This window comes from Streptomyces sp. NPDC107654, from assembly GCF_055639035.1.
In genome coordinates this window covers 342,738-361,811 of record NZ_JBVKBI010000003.1, presented here as the reverse complement: position 1 = coordinate 361,811, position 19,074 = coordinate 342,738, and the positions used below count along the sequence as shown (strand labels likewise).

Here is a 19,074-nt window from a genome sequence, read left to right as displayed (position 1 = left end):
TTATGTGCCGGCCGCGCATCTGCCGGGCCCGGCCGGGTACCCGGCGGTCATGAACACTGCCATGTACGAAGCGGCCACGGGCGCGCAGGTCTTCGGGTACGTCCTCATCCTGGTGGCCGGGGTGGCCTGCGTCGCAGGACTGATCTGGGCCTTCCGGCTGGGCAGCAAGGTGCGGGACCGGGAACCGGCGCCGCCGCGCCCCGACGAGCAGCCCAGGATGCCGGCGTCCGGGCCGGTCCGCGAGACCCGTGAGGTCCGCGAGCCCGACGAGGTGCCCCGAGCCGCAGACGAGAGCGAACGCCTCACCCCGCACCAGCTCGGCAACGTCGGCACCAAGCGCGCCGACGACCAGAGCCGCCCCCGCTGGTCGCCCGGTTCGAGCGGCTCCTTCGGCGGTGGAGGCGGCGGCCGGACCTGAGCCGCCGGGGCCCGACGCCCCTGTTTGCGGCGCCCGCGGCCCGGGGACCCGGTCGGACACAAACCGCAGCCCCGGGCCCGGCGGGCCCGGCGAACGGCTCCCGCGCGGCGGGCGGGACACGCCCCCGCGGCGGCGGGAAGCGGAAGGAAGATGAACGACGTGACCGCGCATGCCAGCGAGAAACCGGCCGTTCCTCACGCGGAGACGGGCTGGGCCACCGCCCACCGCCTGCGCCACCGGCGAGTGCGCACCTGCGTGCCCGCCGTCCTGGACGGCGCCTCGGCGCACCGGGAGGGCCCGGAGCCGGAGGACAACATCGTCCTCGGCGAGGACTGAACGGCCACCACCGGACGACGTGACCACGGGAGTGCGGCCGGGCGTGGCCACGGCAGCGCGCTCAGCCGTAGCCACGGCAGACGGTCAGGGGTGGGTCTTGGCGAGCAGCTCCAGGATCTCCGCGGTCGTACCGCTCTCGCCGAGCCGCGGGAAGATCCGCTCGACACTGTTCGCGTGCGCCTCTCCGTCGGCGTCGGCCATGGCGTCGGTGGCGAGGGTGACGTGGTAGCCGTGCGCGTAGGCGTCGCGGGCGGTGGACTCGACCCCGATGCTGGTGGCGATCCCGGTCAGGACGATCTGCGTGACGCCCCGACGGCGCAGCTGGACGTCCAGGTCGGTGCCGTGGAAGGCGCTCCAGTTGTGCTTGGTGACCCGGATGTCGCCGGGGTGCCCGGCCAGGTCGTCGACGACGGTGTCCCAGCCCTCGGGGAAGGCCAGCCCGCGAGGCCCGTGCTCGGTGCGGCCGGGGACGGCGTCGGCGCCGTCGGGCGCGAAGGAGACCCGGACCAGGACCACGGGCAGACCGCGGGAGCGGAAGGCCTCGGCGAGGCCGGCCGTACGGGAGACGACGTCGGGGCCCGGGTACGGCTGGGTGGGCATGGCCACGATGCCGTGCTGGAGGTCGATCGCGACGAGGGCGGTGCGGGGGTCGAGCGCGGTGAGCGACATGGGTCGGTCGGGCCTTTCGGGAGGTGGGGGCGGGCCGGCCGGGGGACCGGCCGGACAGGGTCGTCGCCGGCAGCGGTGCGCAGCCGGCGAGCGGGGCCGGGGCCGGGGCGTGGCGCTCCGGCCGTGTCGGCGCGGCAACGGGAGGAACGCCGCGGCGGCGGACAGCCGGTCAGCGCGCCGAGGTTCGTCGGCGGAGGAGCCGCCGGCCGGACGCGTCGGGGCCGGGGCCGGCCGTCCGGAGAGGGGTGGTGGGTCCCGGGGTCACGGCCGGGAGAGCCGGTCCATCAGCTCCAGCGCCGTGAGCACGGTCCGCCGCTCCTCCTCGGTGTAGCGGTCCTGGAAGGCGCGGGCCAGCCACTCCTCGCGCACCTGCCGGTTCCCCGCGACGCGGGCCCGGCCGGTGTCGGTCAGCGTGACCAGCTGGCGGCGGCCGTCGTCGGGGTCGGGGGCGCGGCGGATCAGCCCGTGCTGCTCCAGGGCGGCCAGCGTGGTGGCCATCGACTGGGGGCGCACCCCCTCGGCGGCGGCGAGCGCGCTGGCCGTGGCCGCGCCGTGCTTGCCCACCAGGGTGAGCGCCGACTCCTGGGAGGGGCTGAGGTCGGCGTCCTGCGCCACCTCCCGGATGCGGCGCCGCAGCCTGCTGAACACCACGCGCAGATCGCGTGCGGCGCGGGCGGCGGAGTCGGAGATGTCGGCCATGGCCGCCAGGCTAGGACCATCAGCCTCGGCTGTCCAGTTGGGGCTGTTCAGTTTTACCTGTGCATTGGTGGGGTACTCGCCGTGCCGCGGACGGCGCGGCACGTCAGCGCGGCGCGCCGGCGGCACGGCGGTGCACCACGGAGCGAAGAGGAGCCCAGATGACCCCTGCGGACAGGTCCGGCCTGGAGGCGGCCCTGAGCGCCGAAGTGGACGGTGAAGTCCGCTTCGACGCGGGCAGCCGAGGCGCCTACGCCACGGACGGTTCGAACTACCGGCAGGTCCCGCTGGGCGTCGTCGTGCCCCGCACCGTCGAGGCGGGAGCCCGGGCGGTGTCGGTGTGCGCGCGCTTCGGCGCCCCCGTCCTCTCCCGGGGCGGCGGCACCAGCCTCGCCGGCCAGTCCACCAACACCGCCGTCGTGATCGACTGGAGCAAGTACTGCACGGGGGTGCTCTCCGTCGACCCCGAAGGGCGCACCTGCGTGGTCGAGCCCGGCATCGTGCTGGACGAACTCAACCGGCGACTCGCCCGCCACAAGCTCCAGTTCGGGCCGAAGCCGTCCACCCACAGCCACTGCGCGCTCGGCGGCATGATCGGCAACAACTCCTGCGGCGCCTCCGCCCAGGCCTACGGCAAGACCGTCGACAACATCCGCCGCCTGGAGATCCTCACCTACGACGGGCAGCGCGCCTGGGTCGGACCCACCCCGCCCGACGAACGCGCCCGGATCATCGCCGGAGGCGGCCGGCTCGCCGAGATCTACGCGGGCCTCGACCGCATCGCCACCGAGTACCTGGCCGACATCCGCCGCGGCTACCCCAAGATCCCCCGCCGGGTCTCCGGCTACAACCTCGACTCGCTGCTGCCCGAGAACGGCTTCGACGTCGCCAGGGCCCTCGTGGGCAGCGAGGGCACCCTGGTGACCGTCCTGCGCGCCGAACTCGACCTCGTCCCGGTGCCGGCGTACCAGTCCCTGCTCGTCCTCGGCTACGACGACATCTGCGCCGCCGCCGACGACGTCCCCCGCCTGCTGGAGCACTGCTCGCCCAGCCAACTGGAGGCCCTCGACGGGCGCATGGCCCAGCTCATGCGCGAGGAGGGCGCCTTCCTGGAATCCCTCGACAACCTCCCCGAGGGCGACAGCTGGCTGCTGGTGCAGTACAGCGGCGACAGCCAGGAGGACGTCGACGAACAGGCGCACGGGCTGCTGCGGGCCCTCGGCCGCGGTGAGAAGGAGGCGAGCGTCGCCTTCTCCGACGATCCCGAACGCGAGCAGAAGATGCTCAAGGCCCGCGAGGCCGGACTCGGCGTCACCGCCCGCCCGCCGGACGACCGGGAGACCTGGGAGGGCTGGGAGGACTCCGCCGTACCGCCCGAGCGGCTCGGCGACTACCTGCGGGACCTGAAGGGCCTGTTCGCCGAGTTCGACTACGACCACCCGTCCCTGTACGGCCACTTCGGGCAGGGCTGCGTCCACACCCGCATCCCCTTCGGGCTGAAGACCGCCGAGGGCGTGGCCGACTTCCGCCGCTTCCTGGAGCGCGCCGCCGACCTCGTCTCCTCCTACGGCGGCTCGCTCTCCGGCGAGCACGGGGACGGCCAGGCCCGGGGCGAGCTGCTCACCCGCATGTTCGGGGAACGGCTCGTCACCGCGTTCGGCGAGCTGAAGGCCCTCTTCGACCCGGACGACCGGATGAACCCCGGCAAGATCGTCCACCCCAACCCGGTCGACGGACAGCTGCGGCTCGGCCCCGCCTGGCGGCCCGCCACCCCGGAGACCCACTTCGGTTACCCGGAGGACGACCACTCCTTCAACCGCGCGGTCATGCGCTGCGTCGGCATCGGCAACTGCCGCGGCCACTCCGGCGGCGTCATGTGCCCCTCCTACCGGGCCACCATGGAGGAGGAGCACTCCACGCGCGGCCGGGCCCGGCTGCTGTTCGAGATGCTCGACGGACACGCCGACTCCGCGATCAAGGACGGCTGGCGGTCCACCGCCGTCCACGACGCCCTCGACCTCTGCCTGGCCTGCAAGGGCTGCAAGTCCGACTGCCCGACCGGCGTGGACATGGCCACCCTGAAGGCCGAGTTCATGTCCCACCACTACGAGGGCCGGCTGCGCCCCATGGCCCACTACTCCATGGGCTGGCTGCCCCTCTGGGCCCGGCTTTCGCGGGCCGCTCCGTCCCTGGTCAACTCGGCGCTCCACGCGCCCGGCCTCGCCCGCCTGGGCAAGCGGCTGGCCGGGATCGACGAGGCCCGCCCGGCACCCGTGTTCGCCGAGGAGTCCTTCCTCCAGTGGTGGCGGGCACGCGACCGGGAGGAACCCGACCCGGCCGACCCGCGCACCGTCGTCCTGTGGCCCGACACCTTCAGCACCTACTTCCACCCGTCCATCGCCCGGTCGGCCGTCCGCGTCCTGGAGGACGCCGGCTTCCGCGTCGCCGTCCCCACCCGGCCGGTGTGCTGCGGCCTCACCTGGATCTCCACCGGCCAACTGCCCACCGCCAAAAAGGTGCTGCGCCACACCCTCGACGTGCTGCGCCCCTATCTGGAGGCCGGCACCCCGGTCATCGGCCTGGAGCCCTCCTGCACGGCAGTCTTCCGCTCCGACGCCCCCGAGCTGATGCCCGGCGACCAGGACGTGCAGCGGCTCGCCGCCCGGACGCGCACCTTCGCCGAGCAGCTCGTCCACCACGCCCCCGACGACTGGGAGCCGCCGCGACTGGCCCGGCAGGCGACCGTGCAGACCCACTGCCACCAGCACGCCATCATGAAGTTCGACGCCGACCGCGAACTCATGCGCCGTGCCCACCTCGACGCCGAGGTGCTCGACGAGGGCTGCTGCGGCCTGGCCGGCAACTTCGGCTTCGAACGCGGCCACCACGAGGTGTCCATGGCCGTCGCCGAGCAGGGCGTCCTGCCCGCCGTCCGCGGGGCCGCCCCGGGCAGCCTCGTCCTCGCCGACGGCTTCAGCTGCCGTACCCAGATCGAACAGGGCGGCACCGGCCGCCGCGCCCTCCACCTCGCCGAGGTCCTCGCCCTCGCCCTCGACGGCACCCTGCCCAGCGACCGCCCCGAGCGGCTGGCCGACCGCCCCGCCGAGCCGTCCCGCACGGTCCGCTGGGCGACGACCGCCTCCGTGGCCGCCCTCGCCCTGGGTGCCGTGGGAGCCGTGGGCGCGCTGCGGCAGCCGAGGAGGTGACCGTGAGCGCCCAGCCGGCCGTCGAGGCCGTGGACACCGCCGTCTACACCGTGCCCACCGACGCCCCCGAGGCGGACGGCACCCTCGCCTGGGACAAGACCACCCTCGTCCTGGTCACCGTCCGCTCCGGCACCACCACCGGGCTCGGCTACACCTACGCGCCCGCCGCCACCGCCCACCTCGTCCGCGAACTCCTCGCCGGCACCGTCACCGGCCTCGCCGCCCACGACGTGCCGCGCGCCAACGAGCGGATGAGCCGGGCCGTGCGCAACGCCGGACTGCCCGGCGTCGCCGCCCAGGCGATCGCCGCCGTCGACATCGCCCTGTGGGACCTCAAGGCGCGACTGCTCGGGCTGCCCCTCGTCCACCTGCTGGGCGCCGCCCACGACGAGGTCCCCGTCTACGGCAGCGGCGGCTTCACCACCTACGACGGCGCCCGGCAGGAGCGCCAGCTGCGCGGCTGGGCCGAGGAACAGGGCATCCCCCGCGTCAAGATCAAGATCGGGGAGTCGTGGGGCGCCCGGGAGGAGCGCGACCTGGAACGCGTCGCCCGCGCGCGGGCGGCCGTCGGCGACACCGTCGAGCTGTACGTCGACGCCAACGGCGGCTACACCGGCGGCCAGGCCCTGCGCCTCGCCGACGCGCTCGCCGACCAAGGCGTCACCTGGTTCGAGGAACCCGTCTCCTCCGACCACCTCACCACCCTCGCCGACATCCGCCGCCGCACCCCGATCGACGTCACCGCCGGCGAATACGGCTACACCCTCCCCTACTTCGAGCACATGCTGGCCGCCGGGGCCGTCGACTGCCTCCAGGCCGACGTCACCCGGTGCGGTGGCATCACCGTCTGGCTGCGCGCGGCCGCACTCGCCCACGCGCGCGGGATCGACGTCTCCGGGCACTGCGCCCCGCACGCCCACGCCCACGTGGCCGCCGCCGTACCCAACCTGCGCCACCTGGAGTGGTTCCACGACCACGTCCGCATCGAGCGGCTCCTGTTCGACGGCGTCCTCGACCCCGGCGGCGGCAGCATCACCCCGGGCGCCGACGGGACCCCCGGCCTCGGCCTGACCCTCGCCGAGGAGCGGGCGGCGCCCTACCGGGTCGAGTGACCGACACCGCACACGCAGGAGGAAAGGAAGACCATGCCCACCGTCGTCATCACCGGTGCCAGCGCCGGCATCGGCCGCGCCACCGCCCGCCTCTACGCCCGGCGCGGCGCCGACGTCGTCCTGGTCGCACGCGGCGAGGGCGGCCTGGAGGCGGCGGCCGACGAGGTCGCCGCCCTCGGCGGCCGGCCCCTGGTGCACGTCGCCGACGCGGCCGACCCGGCCCAGCTGGAGGCCGCCGCCGAGGCCGCGGAGAAGACCTTCGGCCCCATCGACGTATGGATCAACTGCGCGTTCTCCACCGTGTTCGCCCCGTTCGAGGAGATCACGGCCGAGGAGTTCAAGCGCGTCACCGAGGTGACCTACCTCGGTTTCGTCAACGGCACCCGCACGGCCCTGAAGCGCATGCTGCCCCGCGACCGCGGCACCATCGTGCAGGTCGGCTCCGCGCTCGGGGAACGGTCGATCCCGCTGCAGTCGGCGTACTGCGGGGCCAAGCACGCCATCAACGGCTTCACCTCCTCCCTGCGCACCGAACTGCTGCACCGGGGCAGCAACGTGCACGTCACCGTCGTCCAGATGCCCGCCGTGAACACCCCCCAGTTCGAGTGGGTCCGCTCCCGGCTCGCCAAGCACCCCATGCCCGTCCCGCCGATCTACCAGCCGGAGGTCGCCGCGCGGGGCGTGCTGTACGCCGCCGACCACCCGCACCGCAAGCAGTACTACGTCGGCGCGTCCACCGTCGCCACCATCTGGGCCAACCGGCTCGTCCCCGCGCTGCTCGACCGCTATCTGGCCCGCACCGGCTTCGACTCCCAGCAGACCGACCGCATCCCGCCGGCCGGCCTGGACAACCTCTTCGCACCGGTCGACCGGGAACCCGCCGACGACCAGGGTGCCCACGGCGCCTTCGACGACACCGCACACGCCCGCTCCTGGCAGGAGACCCTGCTCCGGCACCCCGCGGCGACCGCCCTCGGCGCCGGCGCCGCCCTGCTCGGCACCGTGAGCGGCCTGCGCCGCCTGACCTCCCGAGCCGCCTAGGCTGGGGGTGTGCGCCTCCTGCTGATGTCCGACACGCACCTGCCCCAGCGGGCCAAGCGGCTCCCGGAGCGGCTGCTCGCCGAACTCCCGCGCGCGGACGTGGTGTTCCACGCCGGGGACTGGGTCGACACCGCCACCCTCGACCTGCTGGAGAGCCGCAGCCGCCGGCTGGTCGCCGTGTACGGCAACAACGACGGCCCCGAGCTGCGTGCCCGGCTCCCCGAGGTGGCCCACGCCGAGCTGGGCGGCCTGCGCTTCGGCGTCGTCCACGAGACCGGCCCCGCCCAGGGCCGCGAGGCCCGCTGCGCCGCCCGCTTCCCCGACCTGGACGTCCTCGTCTTCGGGCACAGTCACATCCCCTGGGACACCACCGCACCCGGCGGCCTGCGCCTGCTCAACCCCGGCTCCCCGACCGACCGCCGCCGCCAGCCCCACTGCACCTACCTGACGGCGACGGTGGCCGACGGGACGCTCACGGACGTCACCCTGCACCGGCTGCCCAGGCCCTGACGGCCGGCCGTGCGAGGATGCCGGGATGATCTCCCGCGCCGGCATACCCGACGTCGTACCCGCGGGCCGCATGGCCGGCCGCGAGCAGCCCGGCCTGGACCTGCCGGGCGGCCCCCGGCTGCGGCCCTGGCGGGCCGAGGACGCCGGCGCGCTGGTCGCGGCCGGACAGGACCCCGCGATCCGGCGGTGGAACCTGTTCACCGTGGCCGACCGCGCGGACGCCCGCACCCGGATCGACCGCATGCACGCGCGGTGGAGGGCCGAGACCGGTGCCGTGTGGGCCCTCGCCCGGCCGGACGGCCCGGCCGTCGGACTCGTCGGGCTCAACGACATCGACCTGGCGGGTGGCAGCGCCGAACTCGTCTACTGGCTGCTGCCGGAGGCGCGCGGCGCCGGCCTCGCCGTCACGGCCACCCGGCGGCTCTCCCGGTGGGCCCTCACCGACCTGGGCCTGCACCGGCTGCGGCTGTGCCACTCGACGGCCAACCCCGCGTCCTGCCGGGTGGCGCGTCAGGCCGGCTTCACCTTCGAGGGCACCCAGCGCAGCGCCCTGCTGCACGCCGACGGCCGGCACGACCAGCACCTGCACGCGCGCGTGGCCGGCGACCCCGAGTAGTACGCGCGGGGGGATTGCCGGTGCGGTATGGCAGCCGTGGAGTTGCGGCCAGGGAGGCGGTGATCGGGAGAGGAGGGCGGCCGCCTCAGGCTCCACCGCCGGCCGCCTCAGGCCCAGCCGCCGGTCCCGGGGCGCGCCGGGGGCTTCTCGGTCCGGTCGGTCGGGGGCGTCGGCTCGTGCCGGGCGATGTCCGGGTGCCGGCACCTCACCCCACGCCCCGAGGGTGAATCGCCCCCGTCGTCCCGCTCAGCGGGGCCCCGCTGCCACCCCAGCGCAGGGCCACGATCTCCGCCGCCACCGACACCGCCACCTCCTCCGGCGTACGGGCCCCGAGGTCCAGGCCGACCGGGGAGCGCAGGCGGGCCAGTTCCCGGTCGGTGAGGCCGCACTCGACCAGGCGGCGGAGCCGGTCGTCATGGGTGCGCCGGCTGCCCATCGCCCCGATGTACGCCGCCGGCCGCCGCAGCGCCTCCCGCAGCACCGGCACGTCGAACTTCGGGTCGTGGGTGAGGACGCAGATGACCGTCCGCCCGTCGGTGCGCGTCCCGCGCAGATACCGGTGCGGCCAGTCCACGACGACCTCCACGCCCTCCGGGAACCGCCGTGGCGTGGCGAACACCGGCCGGGCGTCGCACACGGTCACCCGGTAGCCGAGGAAGTCCCCGAGCCGGGCCACGGCGGCGGCGTAGTCGATGGCACCGAACACCAGCATGCGCGGCGGCGTAGCGAAGGACTGCAGGAAGACGGTCACCGTGTCCTCGCGCCGCTCGCCGTGCGGTCCGTAGTGCCTCAGGCCCGTCGCGCCGAGCGCGAGTTCGCCGCGCGCGTCGGCGGCGACGGCCACGTCGAGCCCGCGCGTGCCCAGGCTGCCGGCGGCCGTGCGCGGCCACACCGCGAGGGTGGCCCCGCGCTGCGCCGGCCCGTCGACCACGGTGGCCGCGGTGACCGGCTCACCGCCCGCGACGGACGCGGCGACCGCGCCGAACACCGGGTCCCGGGCCCGGGTCACCGGCCGTACCAGCACGGTGATCCCGCCCCCGCAGGTGAGGCCGACCGCGAAGGCGTCCTCGTCGCTGTAGCCGAACGACTCCAGCCGTACGGCGCCGCTCTCGACGACCTCCTGGGCCAGCTCGAACACCGCGCCCTCCACACAGCCGCCGGACACGCTGCCGACCACCTCGCCGTCCGGCCCGACCGCCAGCGCGGCGCCGGGCCCGCGCGGCGCGCTGTGGCCGACCGAGACGACCGTGGCCAGCCCGAACGGCACCCGGGCGGCGTACCACCGGTTGAGTACGGGGAGAATCTCGCGCATCGTCCGCTCCTCGGCTCAGCCCCCGCCACGGGCCTCCCGTTGAACGTTAATCCGTTGGCGCCGCGACCGCCGTTCTGCTGCACTGCACCGGTCGGTCTTCCCAGACAGCCAGGAGCGAAGATGCGCGCTGCGTCCATGTCCACCCCGGCAGCAACGGCCCCCTCTCTCAAGGACATGACGTTCCGTGCACTTGCTCAATCTGGGAATCCTCGCGCACGTCGACGCAGGTAAGACCAGCCTGACCGAACGGCTGCTGCACACCGCCGGTGTGATCGACGAGATCGGCAGCGTCGACGCCGGCAGCACCACCACCGACACCCTCGCGCTGGAGCGGCGGCGCGGCATCACGATCAAATCCGCCGTCGTGTCGTTCCCGCTCGACGGCGTCACCGTCAACCTGATCGACACCCCCGGTCACCCGGACTTCATCGCCGAGGTGGAGCGGGTGCTCGGCGTGCTCGACGGTGCCGTCCTGGTCGTCTCCGCCGTCGAGGGCGTCCAGGCGCAGACCCGCGTGCTGATGCGCACCCTGCGCCGGCTGCGCATCCCCACCCTGGTCTTCGTCAACAAGATCGACCGGCGCGGTGCCCGGGACACCGCCGTACTCGACCAGATGGCCGAGCGGCTCGCCGTACCGGTCGTCCCGATGGGCACGGCCGCCGGGCTCGGCACGCGAGCCGCCCGGTTCCGCCCCGGCCTCGGCCCGGCGGCGCTGGAGGCGCTGGCGGACCGGGACGACGGTCTGCTCGCCGCCTACCTCGACGGTACGGTCCCCGAGGCCCGGCTGCGCCGCGTCCTGACGGCACGGACCCGTGACGCCTCGGTCCACCCGGTGTACTTCGGCTCCGCGATCACCGGCGCCGGCGTACCCGAGCTGATCGACGGCGTCGAGCGGCTGCTCCCGCCCGCAGCCGGCGACCCGGACGCCCCCGTGTCCGGCACGGTCTTCAAGGTCGAGCGGGGCCCGGCGGGGGAGAAGGTGGCCTACGCCCGCCTCTTCACCGGCACCCTGCGCGTCCGCGACCGGATCCCGTTCGGGGACGGCCGCCGCAGCGCCGGCACCGAAGGACGCGTCACCGCGCTCAGCGTCTTCGAGCACGGCACGGACACCCGGACGGACAGCGCCGGGGCGGGCCGGATCGTCAAGGTGTGGGGCCTCGGCGGCGTCCGCGTCGGCGACGCGCTGGGAGCGCCGGGGCGGTCGTACGAGCACCACTTCGCGCCGCCCACCCTGGAGACCGTCGTCGTGCCCGGCCCCGGTACCGACCGGCGCTCCCTGCACCTCGCGCTCACCCAGCTGGCCGAACAGGACCCGTTGATCGGCGTCCGCCACGACGCGCTGCGCGGGGAGACCTCGGTGTCCCTCTACGGCGAGGTGCAGAAGGAGGTCCTCCAGGCCACCCTCGACGACGAGTACGGCCTGGACGTCACCTTCCGCGAGACGACGACCCTGTGCGTCGAACGGCCGGCCGGCACCGGACACGCCGTCGAGTTCAACAAGAAGGACCCCAACCCCTTCCTCGCCACCGTCGGCCTGCGCGTGGACCCCGCCCCGCCCGGCGCGGGCGTCGCGTTCCGGCTGGAGGTGGAGCTGGGCTCGATGCCGTACGCCTTCTTCAAGGCCGTCGAGGACACCGTCCGGGAGACGCTCGGCCAGGGGCTGCACGGCTGGCAGGTCACCGACTGCACGGTCACCCTGACCCACTCCGGCTACTCGCCCCGGCAGAGCCACGCCCACCAGGGCTTCGACAAGAGCATGTCGAGCACCGGCTACGACTTCCGGGGACTGACCCCGCTGGTCCTGATCGAAGCGCTGCGCCGCGCCGGCACCCTGGTGCACGAGCCGGTGCACCGCTTCCGGCTGGAGGCGCCGGCCGACACGCTCGGCGCGCTGCTGCCGGTGCTGGCCCGGCTCGGCGCGGTACCGGAAAACACCGGCACGCGGGCCGCGGTCTGTGTGCTGGAGGGCACGGTGCCGGCCGCCCGGGTGCACGCGCTGGAGAAGCGGCTGCCGGGGGTGACCCGGGGCGAGGGTGAACTGGAGACGGCTTTCGACCACTACGCGCCGGTCACGCGCGGCACGGTCCCGAGGCGCCCGCGTACCGACCACAACCCGCTGAACCGGAAGGAGTACCTGCTGAACGTGACCCGCCGGGCGGGGGAGCGGACCACGTCCTGACCACCCCCTGACCAATCGTCAACTTACTCACAGGTCAGAAACTCTTGACGCTCCCGGGGCGGCATCCGACTGTGGTGAACATGCCGAATTTCCGCGTGCGTCTGCTGGCCGTCCTGGTCGTCCTCGGCGGATCCCTGACGGTGGCGGGTGTCCCGCCCGCCACCGGAGCCACCGACACCCCCACCGACTCGCTCTGGTTCGACGGCGCTCCGCTGACCGTGCGGGACGGCCGGTTCACCGACGGCCGGGGCCGCGAGATCGTGCTGCGCGGCTACAACGTCTCCGGCGAGACCAAACTGGAGGAGAACGGCGGCCTGCCCTTCGCCTCGGCCGCCGACGCCCGGAAGTCCGCTGCCGCGCTGCGCGCCCTCGGCGGCGGCAACGCGGTCCGCTTCCTGCTGTCATGGGCGCACGCCGAGCCGGTACGCGGCCAGGTGGACACCGCCTACCTGGACGCCGCGACCGAACAGATGCGTGCCTTCCTGGACGCGGGCATCCGGGTCCAGCCCGACTTCCACCAGGACCTCTTCTCCCGGTACCTGTTCGACACGGGCAGCTGGTACACCGGCGACGGTGCCCCCGAGTGGGCCGTCGACGCGGGGAGTTACCCGAAGGAGTCCTGCGGCATCTGTCTCTTCTGGGGCCAGAACATCACGCAGAACGGGGCCGTGCAGAAGGCCCAGTACGACTTCTGGCACAACGCCCACGGAGTGCAGGACGCCTTCCTGGCCACCGCCCAGACCACCATGGTCCACCTGCGCCGGCACCTGAGCGACGCCGAGTTCGCGGGCATCACCGGCTTCGACCCGTACAACGAGCCGTACGCCGGCGGCTACGACCCCGGGCAGGACTCCCGCACCTGGGAGCGTGACCTGCTCTGGCCGTTCCACGTCAGGTTCCGCGCCCGCATGGACGCCGCCGGCTGGCAGGACAAGCCCGCCCTCGTCGAGCCGAACCTCTTCTGGAACGCCGGCATCTCCACCCGGAAACAGGAGGGCGGCCTGCTGGACGCGGGCACGCTCGGCCCGGACTACGTGTTCAACACCCACTTCTACGACCAGAAGGCCATCTCCGGCATCCTGATGTGGGGCAAGGCGGCCGACGGCCAGTACGCCGCCGACTTCGCCACCGTCCGCGACCGCGCCGCGACCGCCGGCACCGCGGCCCTCGTCAGCGAGTTCGGCCACCCCCTGTCCGGCACGGTGTCCGACAAGGCGCCGACCGTCCTGAAGGCCATGTACCAGGCCCTCGACTCCCGCCTGAAGGGGGCAGGTTGGTGGACCGCCCCGGCCACCTCCGGCCCGGTGCTGTCCGGCACCCAGTGGCAGTGGGACCTCTACAACGGCCGGCACCACGAGCTGATGAACGGCAACCCCGGCAAGGCGCTCACCGCCGGGGACGCCTGGAACGACGAGGACCTGTCGGCGGTGCGGCTGGACGACTCCGGGAGCGTCACCCTGCGCCAGGACGCCCGCCTCCTGGACCGCCTCTACCCGAGCGCCACGGCCGGCACGGCCCTCGCCTTCACCTACGAGGACCGCTCCCGGGACGGCTCCACCACCCTCACCTGGAACCCGGTGCCGGCGTCGCTGCCGAACGTGGCGAAGCTCGTTGGCTCGGGGCAGTACGGGCTGCTGGTGTGGCGCTCGGGCGACGGCACGGCACCCACCGAACTGCATCTTCCGGCGTCCTTCCCGACCGCCGCGACCACGGTCGTCTCCGACCTCGGCGCGGTCCACGCCCCGCCCGCGTACACCTCCGCCACCCCGGTCGCCGTGGCCCGGGAACCGGGCGGTACGGGCAGCCGGCGGCTGCTGCTCACCGACGCGGACTCCGGCGTCCTGCACTACGCCCTGGTCACCAACGGCACCGCGGCACCCCCGGCGGAGCTGCTGAGCGCGGCGAAGGCGGAGCTGGCCGGATGGGCGGCGGCGCGGTTCTGACGGCACGGGTGTGGCCTCCGGGGCGAGTGGGGGCACCCCGGAGGCCACGGCTCGGCCGGCGTCAACCGCCGTTCGGACCCGTCCAGTCGGACGGGACGTGCCCCAGCCGGACGCGCTGCGGATGGTCGCCGACCGGGACCGACGCCACCTTCCTGCCGGTGGCGAAGTCGATCGCCGTCACCTGGTCGGCGCCGCTCTCCGAGACGATGCAGTCCTTGCCGTCCCCGCTGACCGTCGCCCAGTACGGCTTCGACGCCGTGACCAGCGGCCCCTCCTGGAGCGTGGCCCGGTCGACCACGGTGGCGTAGTCGTCCATGGTGCCCGCCACGCACAGCTTGGTGCCCTCGGGGCTCATCGAGATGCCGTGGTGGCGCGAGTCGTTGACCCAGGTGGTGCGGTCCTCGCTGGTCGCCGGGTTCTTCGGCAGCGTCTTCACCCGGGTGATCTTGTCGCCGGCGACGTCGTACTCGAGGAAGCCGTTGAAGAACGACACCTGGAAGTACAGCTTGGACTCGTCGGGGGAGAACACGGCCGGGCGGACCGCGTCGGAGAAGTCCTTCAGCCCGTACGCGTCCAGCCGCTGCCGCATGTCGACGACCTTGACCTGCTGGTACGTCCTCGCGTTCACCACCGTGATGCGCCGGTCACCCTTCGTCCAGTCCCAGCCGGGGTCGTCCAGCGCGGTGTTGACGTCACCGATCGACATGTTCCAGATGTACCTGCCGTCCCGGGTGAAGATGTTCTCGTGCGGCTTGTCGCCGGTCTTGAACGACCCCAGTTGCCTCCCGGTGCCGATGTCGAGGACGTGGACGGTGTTCGCGGTCGAGGCGGAGACCGCCACCCGGGTGCCGTCCGGGGAGACCGCCATGTGGTCGGCGCGGTAACCGGCGACCGGGAAGCGCCAGTTGACCTTTCCGGTGGCCAGGTCGATGGAGACGACGTCCGCGAAACTCGGCCGGGACACCACCACCGACCGGCCGTCCGGAGTCGAGTACATGTCGTCGGCGAACTGGTCGTGGCCCTCGCCGACGCTGTTGCGTATCGCCTGGAAGTAGATCCACTTGATCGGATCCGCGTTGATCTCCGCCATCCGAGCGTCCTTGTCCGGGACGACGTCGATCCGGCCGATCTTCGCGAAGTCGCCGGAGGAGCGGATGACATCGGCGGTGCCGTCCCAGTTGTTGCCGACGAACAGCACCTCGCGCAGCCCGTCCGGGGCGGCCGCGCCTGCGGAGGCGGCGGTCGCCGGGGCGGCGGCGGTCAGGACGAGGGCGGCGGCCACGGAGCACAGGTGCCTGGTTCTGGAGGCAGCCATGACGGCTCTCTTTCCTCGGAGGAATCTGAACACGGGTGGCTTCACAGTGAACTTACTGAAAAGTAAGGAAGGGGGCGCCTTCTCGACAAGATGTGTGCACGACAAGATTGGGGTGATCGGTGAGGCGACGGAGGGGGACGCGTGGGGGGCAGGCTCAGAGCGCCGACGGGACGCTACGGCGGACGCTCCGCCGAGGAACGGCAGGCCGAGCGCCGCCGCCGCTTCCTCGACGCCGCACTGCGCCTGTTCGGCGACACGCCCGGCTACCGGGGCACCACCGTGGCCGCGCTGAGCCAGGCGGCGGGCCTGTCCACGCGCCAGTTCTACGAGGAGTTCCGCACCCTGGAGGACGTCCTCGCCGCCCTGCACCTGGAGGTCAACGGCCGGGCCGAACAGGCCGTCCTGGACGCCCTCGCCACCGCCGGTGGCCTGCCGCTCGCCGAGCGCGCCACCGTGCTCTTCCGGGCCTACGCCCACGGCGTCACCAGCGACCCGCGCCGCATCCGCATCGCGTTCGTGGAGATCGTCGGGGTCAGCCCGCGCCTGGAGGAACAGCGCCTGGCCCGCCGCGCCCGCTGGGTCGACCTCATCCGCGCCGAGGCGGACGCCGCCGTGGCCCGGGGGGAGGCGGCACCGCGCGACTACCGCCTCGCGGCCACGGCCTTCATCGGCAGCGTCAACGGTCTCCTGCACGACTGGACGGCCGGCTGGGTGGACGCCACGCTCGACGAGATCGTGGACGAGCTGGTCCGGCTGCTGCTGGGCATGCTCCGGCCCGGGGGCTGGCGCCCCGCGCGCCCCTGACACCCGGCCCGCGCGGCCGGGCCGGCCGGGTCGGCGGGACGCCCGGCCGGGCTCGGCGCGCGCGATCGGGCCGGAGCTGGTCTGCTGGTGCGGGGGACCGTCGTACCCGTACCCCGGAGTGATGCATGAGTACCTATCGAGTCGCGCAGGTCACCGCGCCGGGCGGCGCGTTCGAGCTGGTCGAGCGCGAGGTGCCGCGGCCCGGACCCGGCCATGTGCGGATCGCCGTCGAGGCGTGCGGGATCTGCCACAGTGACACCCTCTTCGTCAACGGCTCAGTACCCGGCGTCACCTTCCCCGTGGTGCCCGGGCACGAGATCGCCGGCCGCGTGGAGGAGCTCGGCGAGGGCGCCCAGGACTGGGGCTACCGGGCCGGCGACCGGGTGGCGGTCGGCTGGTTCGGCGGCAGCTGCGGCCACTGCGTGCCGTGCCGCCAGGGCGACTTCATCGAGTGCACCACCCTCAAGGTGCCCGGATGGGCCTACGACGGAGGCTTCGCCGACAAGGTGATCGCGCCCGTCGACGCCCTGGCCCGCGTCCCCGACGCGCTGGCGGCGGCCGACGCGGGCCCCATGGCCTGCGCGGGCGTGACCACGTACAACGGGCTGCGGCACAGCCCGGCCCGGCCCGGGGACCTGGTCGCGGTCCTCGGCCTCGGCGGCCTCGGCCACCTCGGCGTCCAGTACGCGGCGGCGATGGGCTTCGAGACCGTGGCGATCGCCCGGGGCGCGGAGAAGGCCGACTTCGCCAAGCAGCTCGGCGCGCACCACTACGTGGACAGCACGTCCGGCACCCCGGTCGCCGAGGCCCTGCAGTCCCTCGGCGGCGCCAGGGCCGTGCTGGCCACCGCCGGGAACTCCGAGGCCATCTCGGCCACCGTGGACGGCCTCGCCCACCGCGGGGAGCTGGTGGTCATCGGAGCGGACGCCCAGCCCCTGGGCATCAGTCCGTTCCAGGTGATCATGGGCAGCCGCGTGGTCCGCGGGCACGCCTCCGGCACCTCACGGGACGTCGAGGACACCATGGCCTTCAGCGCCCTGCACGGCATCCGCCCGATGACCGAGACGGTTCCGCTGGAGCAGGCCGGAGAGGCGTACGAGAAGATGCTCGCCGGCGCCGCCCGGTTCCGGATGGTGCTCACCGCCGGCTGACACCCCGGGGCCGCCTCAGCCGCCCAGCCGGTCCAGCGCGGCCAGCACCGGCGCGGCGCCGTCCTCGGCCCGGACAAGCGCACCCAGGGCGCGGGCGCGCCGCCGGTACGCCGGCTCCCGGCTGGCCCGCACCAGCGCCGCGGCCAGCGCGTCCACGCTCAGGCGGCGCAGCGGTACGACGGCCGGGGCGACCCCGAGCGCGACCAGCCGGGCGGACCAGAAACCCGCGTCGAACTGGACCGGCACCGGCACGGCCGGCACCCCGGCGCGCAGCCCGGCCGCCGTGGTGCCCGCGCCCGCGTGGTGGACCACGGCGGCCATCTCCGGGAACAGCAGCGAGTGCGGCACCTCGTCGATGGTCAGCATGTCGTCCCCGTCCGCCGCCAGGCCGCCCCAGCCGCGCTGGATCACCCCGCGCAGCCCGGCCCGGCGCAGCGCCGCCACCACCCGCGCGCTGAGCCGCCCGGCATCCGGCACGGTGGCGCTGCCCAGCCCGACGAACACCGGCGGCGGCCCGGCGCCGAGGAACTCCCGCAGTTCCGCGGGGAGTCGTCGTTCACCGTCGTACGGCCACCAGTAACCGCCCACCTCCAGACCCGCCCGCCAGTCCCCGGGCCGGGGCACCACCAGCGGGCTGAAGCCGTGGTGCACCGGCCAGTTCCGCCGCTCCCGCGCGCGCCGCGCCGCACCGGTCCGCAGCGGGGGAAGGCCGAGCCGTTCCCGCAGGGCCGGGACGGCACCGGCGAAGACGTGCTCCACGGCCACGCCCACCCCCTGCCCGGCGAGCCGGTTGACCGGCCCGCCCCAGGAGCCGACGCCGAGCATCGCGGGGGCGAACTCCCGGGTGGCGGCCAGAGGTTGGAGATACACGCCGAGGCTCGGCAGGCACAGCCCCTCGGCGATCGTGTGCCCGAGCGGGGCCAGGGAGGCGGACAGCAGCAGGACGTCGCTGTCCCGCGCCGCGGCCACCAGGTCCTCGGTCAGCCGTCCCGCCAGGCGCCGCGCCAGGGCCACCACGCGCAGCAGCTTTCCGGCGTCGCTCGTACTGCGGTGCAGGCCTCGGCCACGCGGGGACTCCAGCTCCGCCCGCGGATCCACCGGCAGCTCGTGGAACCGCACCCCCGACCCGGTCACCAGCGGTGCGAAGCGCCCGTGTGTGACCAGGGTGACCTCGTGCCCGGCCCGGGCGAGCCGGTGTCCGAGCCCGGTGTAGGGGGCGGCGTCACCCCGGGAACCCGCCGTCATGATGGCAACGCGCACGACGGCCAGTATGGCCGTTCCACGCCGGGCCGTGCCTGGACGCGCACAACCCCGGTACCGGCAAGGGCACTTCCCTGGCGTTGCGGGCCGGCACGGGCGGCGCCGACCAGAGGTGGTCCCGGGCCGGACGGCCCGCGCCGGGCGGCGGCCACCGCCACCAGGACCACCGCGCCGCCCGGCCGTGCCGAGCCCGCCGGACGCGTGCGTCCCCGTTCCCGCCCGCCCGGTCGCGCTGAGCCCGCCGGACGCCTACGCCCCCGTTCCCGCCCGCCCGGCCGTGCCGAGCCCGCCCGACGCCTGCGTCCCCGGCCCGGCGACGAGGGCGGACGCCGCCCACGTCGAGTGCTCGTCGGCCCCGGAGGCCGCCTTCCCGAGAGCCGCCCCGGAGGCCGGGGTGCGGGCACGGGACGTCATGGGGGGGCAGCACCTGGATGCGCTGCCCTGCCCCCTTGCATCCCCACGGCCCCCCGCCCCTTGCGTCCCCACGGCCCCCGCCGCCCCCCTTG

17 protein-coding genes are annotated in these 19,074 nt (G+C 74.4%); 11 read left to right on the top strand and 6 right to left on the bottom strand.

What is annotated here, in order from left to right; translation table 11 throughout:
• Positions 1 to 49 precede the first annotated feature (49 nt).
• Positions 50 to 418, top strand: a complete 369-nt coding sequence (locus ACZ7N4_RS07645) for a DUF6479 family protein (RefSeq protein WP_471354879.1) — start codon at positions 50 to 52, stop codon at positions 416 to 418.
• A gap of 150 nt (positions 419 to 568) precedes the next feature.
• The gene (locus ACZ7N4_RS07640; RefSeq protein ID WP_471354877.1) at positions 569 to 754 is read left to right on the top strand and encodes a hypothetical protein; all 186 of its coding nucleotides are present in this window, start codon (positions 569 to 571) and stop codon (positions 752 to 754) included.
• A gap of 84 nt (positions 755 to 838) precedes the next feature.
• Here the strand turns inward: ACZ7N4_RS07640 and ACZ7N4_RS07635 are convergent, their stop codons facing one another.
• Together ACZ7N4_RS07635 and ACZ7N4_RS07630 are read right to left on the bottom strand one after the other, a co-directional pair.
• Positions 839 to 1,423 carry an isochorismatase family protein gene (locus ACZ7N4_RS07635; protein ID WP_471354874.1) on the bottom strand — a complete coding sequence of 195 codons (585 nt, stop codon included), beginning with the start codon at positions 1,421 to 1,423 and terminating at the stop codon, positions 839 to 841.
• 261 nt (positions 1,424 to 1,684) lie between these two features.
• On the bottom strand, positions 1,685 to 2,122 hold the full coding sequence (locus ACZ7N4_RS07630; protein WP_189299283.1) for a MarR family winged helix-turn-helix transcriptional regulator: 438 nt from the start codon (positions 2,120 to 2,122) through the stop codon (positions 1,685 to 1,687).
• A gap of 158 nt (positions 2,123 to 2,280) precedes the next feature.
• Here ACZ7N4_RS07630 and ACZ7N4_RS07625 point away from each other — a divergent pair, with 158 nt between their 5' ends.
• The 5 genes from ACZ7N4_RS07625 to ACZ7N4_RS07605 are packed head-to-tail and all read left to right on the top strand — an operon-like array spanning position 2,281 to position 8,604.
• On the top strand, positions 2,281 to 5,325 hold the full coding sequence (locus ACZ7N4_RS07625; RefSeq protein WP_471354873.1) for an FAD-binding and (Fe-S)-binding domain-containing protein: 3,045 nt from the start codon (positions 2,281 to 2,283) through the stop codon (positions 5,323 to 5,325).
• Between the two features lie 2 nt (positions 5,326 to 5,327).
• Positions 5,328 to 6,437, top strand: a complete 1,110-nt coding sequence (locus tag ACZ7N4_RS07620) for an enolase C-terminal domain-like protein (RefSeq protein WP_471354871.1) — start codon at positions 5,328 to 5,330, stop codon at positions 6,435 to 6,437.
• A gap of 33 nt (positions 6,438 to 6,470) precedes the next feature.
• Positions 6,471 to 7,478, top strand: coding sequence for an SDR family oxidoreductase (locus ACZ7N4_RS07615; protein ID WP_471354869.1), 1,008 nt, complete (start codon positions 6,471 to 6,473; stop codon positions 7,476 to 7,478).
• A gap of 9 nt (positions 7,479 to 7,487) precedes the next feature.
• A complete protein-coding gene (locus tag ACZ7N4_RS07610; protein WP_471354867.1) occupies positions 7,488 to 7,988 on the top strand; it encodes a metallophosphoesterase family protein in 501 nt (166 codons plus the stop codon).
• Between the two features lie 25 nt (positions 7,989 to 8,013).
• Positions 8,014 to 8,604 (top strand): GNAT family N-acetyltransferase, encoded by a 591-nt coding sequence (locus tag ACZ7N4_RS07605; protein ID WP_471354864.1) that lies wholly within the window; start codon positions 8,014 to 8,016, stop codon positions 8,602 to 8,604.
• Between the two features lie 205 nt (positions 8,605 to 8,809).
• Here the strand turns inward: ACZ7N4_RS07605 and ACZ7N4_RS07600 are convergent, their stop codons facing one another.
• A complete protein-coding gene (locus tag ACZ7N4_RS07600) occupies positions 8,810 to 9,916 on the bottom strand; it encodes an XdhC family protein (RefSeq protein WP_471354861.1) in 1,107 nt (368 codons plus the stop codon).
• A gap of 184 nt (positions 9,917 to 10,100) precedes the next feature.
• On the opposite strand from ACZ7N4_RS07600, the gene ACZ7N4_RS07595 reads away from it, so the two are divergent.
• Entirely contained in the window at positions 10,101 to 12,095 is a 1,995-nt protein-coding gene (locus tag ACZ7N4_RS07595) for a GTP-binding protein (RefSeq protein ID WP_471354860.1), read from the top strand.
• Positions 12,096 to 12,175: 80 nt separating this feature from the next.
• Positions 12,176 to 14,038: a glycoside hydrolase family 5 protein gene (locus tag ACZ7N4_RS07590; protein ID WP_471354858.1), complete on the top strand. Its 1,863-nt coding sequence runs from the start codon at positions 12,176 to 12,178 to the stop codon at positions 14,036 to 14,038.
• A gap of 61 nt (positions 14,039 to 14,099) precedes the next feature.
• On the opposite strand, the gene ACZ7N4_RS07585 is transcribed toward ACZ7N4_RS07590, so the two are convergent.
• Entirely contained in the window at positions 14,100 to 15,353 is a 1,254-nt protein-coding gene (locus tag ACZ7N4_RS07585; RefSeq protein ID WP_471354857.1) for a YncE family protein, read from the bottom strand.
• Between the two features lie 141 nt (positions 15,354 to 15,494).
• Here ACZ7N4_RS07585 and ACZ7N4_RS07580 point away from each other — a divergent pair, with 141 nt between their 5' ends.
• Together ACZ7N4_RS07580 and ACZ7N4_RS07575 are read left to right on the top strand one after the other, a co-directional pair.
• Entirely contained in the window at positions 15,495 to 16,157 is a 663-nt protein-coding gene (locus tag ACZ7N4_RS07580; protein ID WP_471354855.1) for a TetR/AcrR family transcriptional regulator, read from the top strand.
• A 125-nt stretch (positions 16,158 to 16,282) separates the two neighbouring features.
• Entirely contained in the window at positions 16,283 to 17,308 is a 1,026-nt protein-coding gene (locus tag ACZ7N4_RS07575; protein ID WP_471354853.1) for an alcohol dehydrogenase, read from the top strand.
• Positions 17,309 to 17,323: 15 nt separating this feature from the next.
• Here the strand turns inward: ACZ7N4_RS07575 and ACZ7N4_RS07570 are convergent, their stop codons facing one another.
• Positions 17,324 to 18,553: a glycosyltransferase gene (locus tag ACZ7N4_RS07570; RefSeq protein ID WP_471355135.1), complete on the bottom strand. Its 1,230-nt coding sequence runs from the start codon at positions 18,551 to 18,553 to the stop codon at positions 17,324 to 17,326.
• A gap of 264 nt (positions 18,554 to 18,817) precedes the next feature.
• A complete protein-coding gene (locus ACZ7N4_RS07565) occupies positions 18,818 to 18,982 on the bottom strand; it encodes a hypothetical protein (RefSeq protein ID WP_471354851.1) in 165 nt (54 codons plus the stop codon).
• Positions 18,983 to 19,074: the final 92 nt, after the last annotated feature.